8 protein-coding genes are annotated in these 8,091 nt (G+C 50.6%); 5 read left to right on the top strand and 3 right to left on the bottom strand.

All coding sequences use genetic code 11. The features are described from left to right. Positions 1–15: 15 nt before the first annotated feature. On the bottom strand, positions 16–1,473 hold the full coding sequence (locus IGR76_14240; GenBank protein MBF2079638.1) for a PAS domain-containing sensor histidine kinase: 1,458 nt from the start codon (positions 1,471–1,473) through the stop codon (positions 16–18). A gap of 457 nt (positions 1,474–1,930) precedes the next feature. On the opposite strand from IGR76_14240, the gene IGR76_14235 reads away from it, so the two are divergent. Continuing rightward, positions 1,931–2,368 carry an Hsp20/alpha crystallin family protein gene (locus IGR76_14235; protein ID MBF2079637.1) on the top strand — a complete coding sequence of 146 codons (438 nt, stop codon included), beginning with the start codon at positions 1,931–1,933 and terminating at the stop codon, positions 2,366–2,368. Positions 2,369–2,746: 378 nt separating this feature from the next. Here IGR76_14235 and IGR76_14230 read toward each other — a convergent pair whose 3' ends face one another. Next, on the bottom strand, positions 2,747–3,055 hold the full coding sequence (locus IGR76_14230) for a DUF3155 domain-containing protein (protein ID MBF2079636.1): 309 nt from the start codon (positions 3,053–3,055) through the stop codon (positions 2,747–2,749). A 408-nt stretch (positions 3,056–3,463) separates the two neighbouring features. Here IGR76_14230 and IGR76_14225 point away from each other — a divergent pair, with 408 nt between their 5' ends. The 3 genes from IGR76_14225 (at position 3,464) to IGR76_14215 (ending at position 6,668) form a co-directional block, all read left to right on the top strand. Next, positions 3,464–4,864 carry a GAF domain-containing sensor histidine kinase gene (locus IGR76_14225; GenBank protein ID MBF2079635.1) on the top strand — a complete coding sequence of 467 codons (1,401 nt, stop codon included), beginning with the start codon at positions 3,464–3,466 and terminating at the stop codon, positions 4,862–4,864. A 94-nt stretch (positions 4,865–4,958) separates the two neighbouring features. Further along, complete coding sequence (locus IGR76_14220; protein MBF2079634.1) at positions 4,959–5,861, top strand: alpha/beta fold hydrolase; 903 nt, start codon at positions 4,959–4,961, stop codon at positions 5,859–5,861. A 117-nt stretch (positions 5,862–5,978) separates the two neighbouring features. Continuing rightward, positions 5,979–6,668, top strand: coding sequence for a TVP38/TMEM64 family protein (locus IGR76_14215; GenBank protein ID MBF2079633.1), 690 nt, complete (start codon positions 5,979–5,981; stop codon positions 6,666–6,668). Here the strand turns inward: IGR76_14215 and recR are convergent. Beyond that, entirely contained in the window at positions 6,665–7,300 is a 636-nt protein-coding gene (gene recR, locus IGR76_14210) for a recombination protein RecR (protein ID MBF2079632.1), read from the bottom strand. The two genes, IGR76_14215 and recR, sit on opposite strands and share 4 nt — an antisense overlap. A 131-nt stretch (positions 7,301–7,431) precedes the next feature. On the opposite strand from recR, the gene IGR76_14205 reads away from it, so the two are divergent. Further along, complete coding sequence (locus IGR76_14205) at positions 7,432–7,971, top strand: tetratricopeptide repeat protein (protein ID MBF2079631.1); 540 nt, start codon at positions 7,432–7,434, stop codon at positions 7,969–7,971. Positions 7,972–8,091 lie beyond the last annotated feature (120 nt).

Here is an 8,091-nt window from a genome sequence, read left to right as displayed (position 1 = left end):
TTGGGGCAGAAGCTGTTATGACCCTTTCATAAATTCGGTTGGAGATGAGGGTTGCCACTGGGGGAACTGGATTTGAATCCAAGCACCATTAGTATCTGGATGGTTCTTTGCCTGAATGCGTCCATGGTGTGCTTCTACAATTTGTTTCACGATTGACAGGCCTAGGCCGCTCCCAGATTGATACATGGGCGCTGATTGAACAGAGTTAGAGGAGTTGGCCGTGGATGTAGAGGGTGAAGCGTAGCGCGATCGCGACGAATCTTCTCGAAAGAAGCGATCAAAGATCAGGGGAAGGGCGTCTTCGGTAAACCCTGGCCCTGAATCTACAATGTCGATTTGAACCCACGATGATTCACTCGATGCGGCAGGGGGAGCGATCGCCCTTGGCAAGGGTTCGCTAGGGGGAGATATCTCAGACAGCACCGTTCCCGATTCGGCCAACATAGGGTTTGTTGTCACCGCTGGATCGGCGTATACGGACACCTGCACAAGGACACACTGCCGAGGGGGACTGTACTTAATACTGTTGTCCAGGATATTAAGCATTGCTCGATACAAACGCGATTCGTCGGCTTCGATGGGGATCGACTCCTCTCCTTCAAATTCCAGTCGAATATGTTTCTTGGACGCCAGCGGTTCTAAGTTCAGCCATGCCGAGTGAATCAATTCCGTAAGGTTGATCGTCGTGAAGTTCAGACATCGTGACGACTCTCTTTCTAGGTGACTAAGATCGAGGAGATCTTGAACGAGATGACTCAGACGAGTTGTTTCGCCAATCAAACGCTCGACCCATCCCTGCATCGGGGGATCGATTCTGCTATGCAGCGTTTCAGCGACTAGACGGATGGATGTGAGGGGCGTTTTCAACTCGTGAGCGACATCGGATGTCCAGCAATCGCGCTGTTGTTTCAAAAGTACGGCTTCTTGCCGACTGACGAGGTAAATGCCAACGGCCTTATTGAGTAGGGGAAACGCATAACCTCGGAGGGGGCGCGGCTGCTGACGAGCCACAACACTGGGATCATCACTGGCTGGATAGAACGTCCAGTCTTTTTGGCAAGGTCTTTGCTGCTGACGAGTTTGTTCAATTAACTCATCTAGCTCAAAGGAGCGAACCAGTTCTAGCAGTAATCGAGACGAGTTGGAGTCTTCGGTTGAGATACCGAGGATTGTTCTGGCCTGTAGATTGGACCAGACTAAGCAGTTTTCCTCATCGACTTGAAGAAAACCGATGGGAGCTTGGCGCAAAATCTGGTGATAAACCTCCAGTTGCTGCTTTGCGGCTTGAGTAGCTTCATTTTTGAGCGCGATCGCCATTGATAGCTGACCGCTGAGGGAAAGCGGTGAATTTGCCGAAAGTTCTGCATCTAACCGCTTCAAAACGTTGCGTAACCGACTTTCGTAGCGCGATCGTTGCCAAATGAGAATGCCGATACCGACACCTAGCCCTAGTAAAAAATCTAAAACGTTCACAGCCTTTAGTTACACAGATAGTTTGATCTTATCTTCGGTCTGCTTCATCTCAATGCAAACGTTCCACTTTTTTAGATCAATTGCCTCTGAGATTTTCATTGCGGATATTTCAGACATCAGGCTGTACGTTAACGAGTGTCTGGCCGTTTTCATCAAATCTTAGCGCTGGGACGATGGTATGACTTTGGAATCCTAGTCGGCGTGAATAGGGATATGGCTAGCCTCTTAGGAAATAAGGTCGGAAATCTAGAATTCAGGGTCGGTTTTCTGGATCGGAAAGGCTGAAGAGTGTGGATATTGCGATCGTCCCTTCCCCAGACACCCGAACCCTGACTCTCGATAGGGTTGTTTACTCTGAAATTAATGAATCTGGCAGACCTACAGGAATGGTTTAAATCCTAAGCGAAGGGTGCCACTTAATCTCACACACCCTACTGCTATTTGGGAGATCAATCCTATGGTTCGTGTTCACTGGACACCCCTTCACGACGTTGATACCTTAGAGCGCGAATTGTCCCGCCTATTCCAAACGTTTACCTTTGCTGTCCCAGAGCATCCAGAACAATCCGAGGGTGGAGTGTATGCGCCTGCCCTAGAAGTGAAGGATATACCAGAGGCGATCGTGCTAAACGTTGAACTGCCGGGAATGCAGCTTGATGCGCTTGATATTGAAGCCACCGTGGATTCGGTCACGATTCAGGGCGATCGCCCAGCACCGGAACCCTCTGCAACCCGCTCTGAGTTCCGCTATGGGCGCTTCTATCGAAAAGTTGCGCTACCCACCCAGATTCGCAATGCTGATGTATCAGCAACCTACACGAATGGCATCTTAAGCCTCACGTTGCCCAAATTGATTGCAGATAAGCCCAAAGTCGTTAAAGTGACTGTTCAGTAGGAAAAGTCTTGATCTGAGACGCAAAACAAACAGGGAGGAGCCATGCTTCTCCCTGTCTGCTACTTGTTATTTTTTGGCCGTACTTGGTACTACCGTGTTGTGTCGATATCCTACCCATTCAACCGTTCGCCTCGACAGTTGAGGCATAGTTTCCACGATAGGAAGTCAGACCCAATCTGACTTGACTGCGCATTAGAACGCTATTTTCTTGATCTACGCCTGCTTTTGACCCTGCGATCGCAGACTAGTCTGCTGTATCTCCTCACCCACGGTGGGTCAAATTCATTACGTAATGTGTAGTGCAGGGATAGGCGTAACAGCAACCCATGAATCACCGAAAGGCAGATTGCGCTCGCGTTGATTCAAGACTGTGGCTGATTACTGAAAGGTAACGGCTAATTCTTCCTCCTCATCTTGAACCCTGAGACTGGGGAACAAGAAATGGTTTTCCTCAACATATTGAGCACCGAACAGGCCTTTCTCCGCCCAGAAGTATCGGTCTGTGGTATGCTCGTTACGCTTGACCAGCAAAAGTGCTGGCGGTGCAATTCCCTCAGCGTGAATAAACTTGCGGGCAGCCGTAACAGGCTTATCCTCACCGCATTCAATGCTGAACTGGGGCACCATATCTAGGATTCTGCGCCCTTCTTGACGACGACGACTTTTGCGCTTGCGTCTCCTGGCCAACCTTGCTACCTCCTCTGAAAATCGACAGATGTAACGGTGACTACAAAAAGTAAAAACCGTGCAAAGTATATCGATTTGGAGTCAAAAACTCAACTTATTTTAATTTTTTGATACAGCGTTTATATGTCTATGATACAGATATCTTATTTTTTCAAGGCTCTTAGGCATTATTCTATTCATTTGTTGTTAACAAAACTTTATGCTTGAGTTCATATTTTTTATTTGAGGGCGACAGCAAGCGCCTAGTTGGCTAGGAGAAGAGGAGGCTTTTGGATAGGATGAAGTGAGAAATGGGGATCGCTTCAGGTACTACGGCTAGATTTGCGCAAGCACTGACTAGACAAGCTGTTGCAAGACTTTATTGGGTTAGGGCAGTGAACTTAGGATGTTCTCTATGGAGCTGCGATCATGTTGATGCCTGCTACGACTGAATTTATTTCCCTTTGCCAGTCGCAGGTCGCACTGCTAACGCAGACGTTAGGAGCAGCCTTGGCGGTGGTGTATTTGGCAGAAGAATTAACCGAAGATGCGATCGCCCAGCTCGTACCCGTTGTCGCCTATCCCGATCTCCTTGCAGATTGGAAAGCCGATCGCCTTTTGTCGCTGCTCACTCGTAACCGAGCAATGCCGCAAAATCCGATGGTGCTAGCTAGTGGAGAAGGGAAAAATTATCAACCTCCCTTATCATCGCCAACCAATCCAAATCCAGTACGCCCCAATCCCTCAGCTCCCCATTTTGAGGATGAACCCTTACTGGCTGAGGCCTCGTTTGAGCTACCGCTTCACGTTGTTTTGCCGCTCGTCCATGAAGATGTAGCCGTCGGTTTACTGGTCACGGCTCGTACCGATCGCCCTTGGACAGATCAGGAACAGGAGCAGATTGAACAAATTGCCGATACCTTGGCGATCGCCTGTGCGTTGGATCAAAAAGCGCAATGGTTAGGCCATGATCTCCAACAGCAGCGGCAATTTTGTGCCCAACAGCGGGATCACCTAGATGATCTGCTGCATCAGTTTCGGAACCCGCTGACGGCCTTGCGAACCTTTGGAAAGCTGATTTTGCGCCGACTGCTGCCAGGGGATGATCAACGGCAGTTTGCTGAAAGTATTGTGCGGGAGAGCGATCGCCTCCAAGATTTGCTGGAGCAGTTTGATCGGGTGATTGATGCGGAAGAGCCATTGCTATTACCATCGCCCTATGTCTCCCTAGATGCCGCACCTGTTAGCGTGCCTGTAGCCTTACCCCCGGCTCGCCATATTATGGGCGATGATTTACCGCTCAGTCCCTACTCCCTTTATGCAGTGCTGTCGCCCATTTTGGATACAGCTCAGGCGATCGCCCAGGATCGCCAAATCCATCTTCAGATTGAGCGATCGGATCAGCAGTTTCCGGTTCTCCTTAATCCCAAAGCCTTTGGCGAGATCGTGAATAACTTGATTGATAATGCGCTGAAATATACGCCCAGAGGAGGATCAGTGCTGATTCAGTCGGGGCTGCGTCGGGCTGCCTCTACGGGCATGATGCAAGGGGTGGCGATCGCCGACACAGGGCCAGGAATTCCACCCCAAGATTTGGAACATCTTTTTGAACGCCACTATCGAGGAGTGCAGGCACAGACCGCGATCCCCGGTACGGGGTTAGGACTGGCGATCGCCCAGGACTTAGCCCAACAGATGAATGGCTTGATCGAAGTCGTGAGTCCAGTTCTGTCTAGCGTTTGGATTGATGAGGATTTATTTCCAACAACGGCAGACCATCCGGGAACGCTGACGATCCTATGGTTGCCAGAAGCTGGGGCGATTGAGTAAAGGAGGCGATCGCTCGTCCCTAAAGCAGACTTGAGGTTTGCTATATGATGGAAGAGATATAAAGAAACGTTAAGACATTACCACTTTATTAATTATGACAACGCTGCAACCCGCAACCAAACCCCTTGAGAAACTGTACTGGACATGGCAAGGGCACACCATCTGCTACACCGTCCAGGGACATGGCACACCGCTGCTCCTAATTCATGGCTTTGGGGCATCCATTGGGCACTGGCGAAACAATATTCCGGCGATCGCTAATGCTGGGTATCAGGTCTATGCCTTGGATCTCTTGGGCTTTGGCGCATCAGACAAGCCCGCCTTGGACTATAGCCTTGAGGTGTGGAAAGACCTGCTGACAGACTTCTGGGCTGAACATATTCAACGGCCTACGGTTTTTGTGGGTAACTCGATTGGGGGATTACTTACCTTAATGCTGCTGGCAAACCATCCAGAAACAGCGGCTGGAGGTGTTCTGCTGAACTGTGCAGGCGGACTGAATCACCGTCCCGATGAACTCAACCCCATCCTGGGTTTGATCATGGGCACATTTACGAAGGTGGTTGCCTCTCCGGTGCTTGGCTCGTTCATGTTTAACCAGGTACGCCGTAAATCTCGCATTCGGGGAACGTTGAAACAGGTCTACTGTACGCCCGATGCTATCACGGATGAATTGGTCGATCTGCTCTACGAACCGTCTTGCCATCCCGGTGCTCAGCAAGTGTTTGCCTCTATTCTGACGGCTCCGGCTGGCCCGCGTCCCTCGGAACTGCTCCCCCAAGTGCAGCACCCGCTTTTGGTGTTATGGGGAGAAGCCGATCCCTGGACTCCAATTACGGGCGCTAAAATTTATCAAGAGTTGGCGGCTCGTCCCGATCAATCTCCAGAAACGGCTGTAACGTTTATCCCGATCCCACAAACAGGTCATTGTCCCCATGATGAGCGTCCGGAGCAGGTCAACACGCTCATTTTGAACTGGCTTCAGCACGTAGCGTAGACGCAATCCGCTGCCTTACTGTTTGTCTATCAGGAAAACTGTAGCGGTATTCTCAGAAAGATTTCAGGATTGTTGGGTTTAATGACTGCCAAAGGAGTCAAATCTTGATCAACGTGTATGCAGCCATTTTGTCCGGATTCGTCCTCTCGGTCAAAGTCTCGTTTTAACTGGAAACGAAAAGCGATCGCCCTTTTGGGACTCGCTAGTTTAGCGGCCTTTTTGGTCGTGCTGAGGCACCAAGTCGGGTTGCCAGAGCTTTCCCTGGAGTTGCTGCCCGATCGCTATGCCATTCCGCTGTTCTTGCTCTCGCATACGATCGCCGCGATGGTGGGCATTCCTGGTACAGCACTTGTGATTGCTGGGGGAGCCCATTTCGGCTTGGTCTGGGGCACAGTTTGGTCACTCTTGGGAGCAACCTTGGGAGCAATCGCCGCGTTTTACCTCGCCCGTTCGATTCTGCGATCCTGGGTTTACCGTCGCTTTCACGATCATCCACTGATGCATCGGATCAATCATTTGAGCGATCGCCATCCAATGCGGTGCGTCCTCGCCATTCGCTTTATCCCGATCTCACCCTTTTCGATTGTCAATTTTTTGTTTGGTCTAACGGTGATTGATATCAAACCCTACGCCTTGGGCACGGCGATCGGGATCATTCCCGGCACCATTGGCTATACCTGGCTGGGCGTAACTGGACAAACCGTACTCGGAGGAGGGCAAATAGCTCCGTTGGCGATCGCCTGCACCTTGCTAACAGGACTGGCTTTTGTACCGTTGATTTACCGAAAGCTCCGTAAAACGGGCTAATCCAAATCTCGTCGGCCTTCTAGGGCGCGAGCTAGGGTCACTTCATCGGCGTACTCCAGATCTCCCCCCATCGGCAACCCAAAGGCGATCCGGGTGACGCGGGTAAAGGGTTTTAGCAGTTGACCAATATACAGGGTTGTCGTTTCCCCTTCCACGCTGGGACTAATCGCCAAAATCACTTCTCGAATCTGCTGTTGACTGACGCGCCGCACCAGTTGGGCAATGTAAAGCTGGTCGGGGCCAATGCCATCCATTGGGGAAATCAAGCCCCCCAGAACGTGATACAGCCCTCGATATTCCCGCGTTTTTTCTAATGCGATCACATCCCGCGAATCGGCAACGACGCACAGAGTGGCGCGATCGCGACTATTAGAAGCACAAATTTCGCAGACTGGCTCAGCGGATAAGTGGAAACATTCGCTGCACAACCCCACCTGTTGCTTAGCATCCATCAACGCTTGCGCCAAGGCTTTAACCTCATCATCGGGACGCTTCAGGATGTGCAATGCAAGGCGTTGAGCCGTCTTTGGCCCAACCCCCGGTAACCGTTGAAACTGCTCAATTAACCGAGCTAAAGGACGAGTATAAACGGTCGGAACGCCTCCCCCCGCAAGTTCACCAGCCTTTATCATAGCGATTGTGACGCCCATCAGCGGACAGAAGTATGGGTCAAGATCTGGTGTAGGCTGAAAATAAGAAAATTCCAAATCTACGTCCAAAATCAAGTCAACAAGTTAAGCGTCAAGCGCGTGTTTGAAGACCTATGAGTGATAACTTAGCCGTCATTTACCTCAGTATCCTGGTTGTTCTACTGGGCATCGGTGGTTTTTTCCTACTTCGCCAAGTCTTGAAAACGCGACGGACGGAAATGACCTTCAATCGCCTCCAGAACAAGCTGAGTAAAGGCAAGGGCAGCGCCAAGGAACACTACGAACTGGGCGGCATTTTCCTAGATAAGCGGCTCTATAGTCAGGCGATCGCCCAATTCCAAAAAGCCTTGAAGTGTAAGGATTTAGAAGGAGCCGAAAACGAAGCAGTAATCTACAACGCCATGGGATACTCCTACGCCGCCCAGGAACAGTATGACCTAGCTATTCGGCAATACAAGGAAGCCTTGGATCGGGTTCCAGCCTACGTCACGGCTTTTAACAACCTGGGGTTTGCTTACGAGAAAAAGCAGCTCATCACCCAAGCCTTAGAAGCCTATGAAGAAGCCCTTAAGATCGAGCCGCGTAACTCTACGGCAAAGCGACGGGCAGACCTCCTGCGGAAACAAGTTCCGACAGCCGCCGCCAAAAGTTAGGAGAGGAAGATTTTGGGTACGGGCAGGTTTAGCCGATCAACCGCAACAAGTCCGAAGATCTATTGCAGAACCCGCTCCTACGGTTCATGGGAGGAGGGTTAAATTCCGTGGCTTTTGCCA

The organism is Synechococcales cyanobacterium T60_A2020_003 (genome assembly GCA_015272205.1).
Lineage (GTDB): Bacteria > Cyanobacteriota > Cyanobacteriia > RECH01 > RECH01 > JACYMB01.
Note: the sequence above shows the minus strand (reverse complement) of the source record. Positions and strands in the feature narration are given on the sequence as shown.

What these genes read in the sequence shown, in the direction of transcription:
- IGR76_14235 (MBF2079637.1), top strand. Translation starts at nt 1,931, where the DNA reads ATGGTTCGTGTTCACTGGACACCCCTTCACGACGTTGATACCTTAGAG.
- IGR76_14225 (MBF2079635.1), top strand. Translation starts at nt 3,464, where the DNA reads ATGTTGATGCCTGCTACGACTGAATTTATTTCCCTTTGCCAGTCGCAG.
- IGR76_14220 (MBF2079634.1), top strand. Translation starts at nt 4,959, where the DNA reads ATGACAACGCTGCAACCCGCAACCAAACCCCTTGAGAAACTGTACTGG.
- IGR76_14215 (MBF2079633.1), top strand. Translation starts at nt 5,979, where the DNA reads ATGCAGCCATTTTGTCCGGATTCGTCCTCTCGGTCAAAGTCTCGTTTT.
- recR (MBF2079632.1), bottom strand. Translation starts at nt 7,300, where the DNA reads ATGATAAAGGCTGGTGAACTTGCGGGGGGAGGCGTTCCGACCGTTTAT.
- IGR76_14205 (MBF2079631.1), top strand. Translation starts at nt 7,432, where the DNA reads ATGAGTGATAACTTAGCCGTCATTTACCTCAGTATCCTGGTTGTTCTA.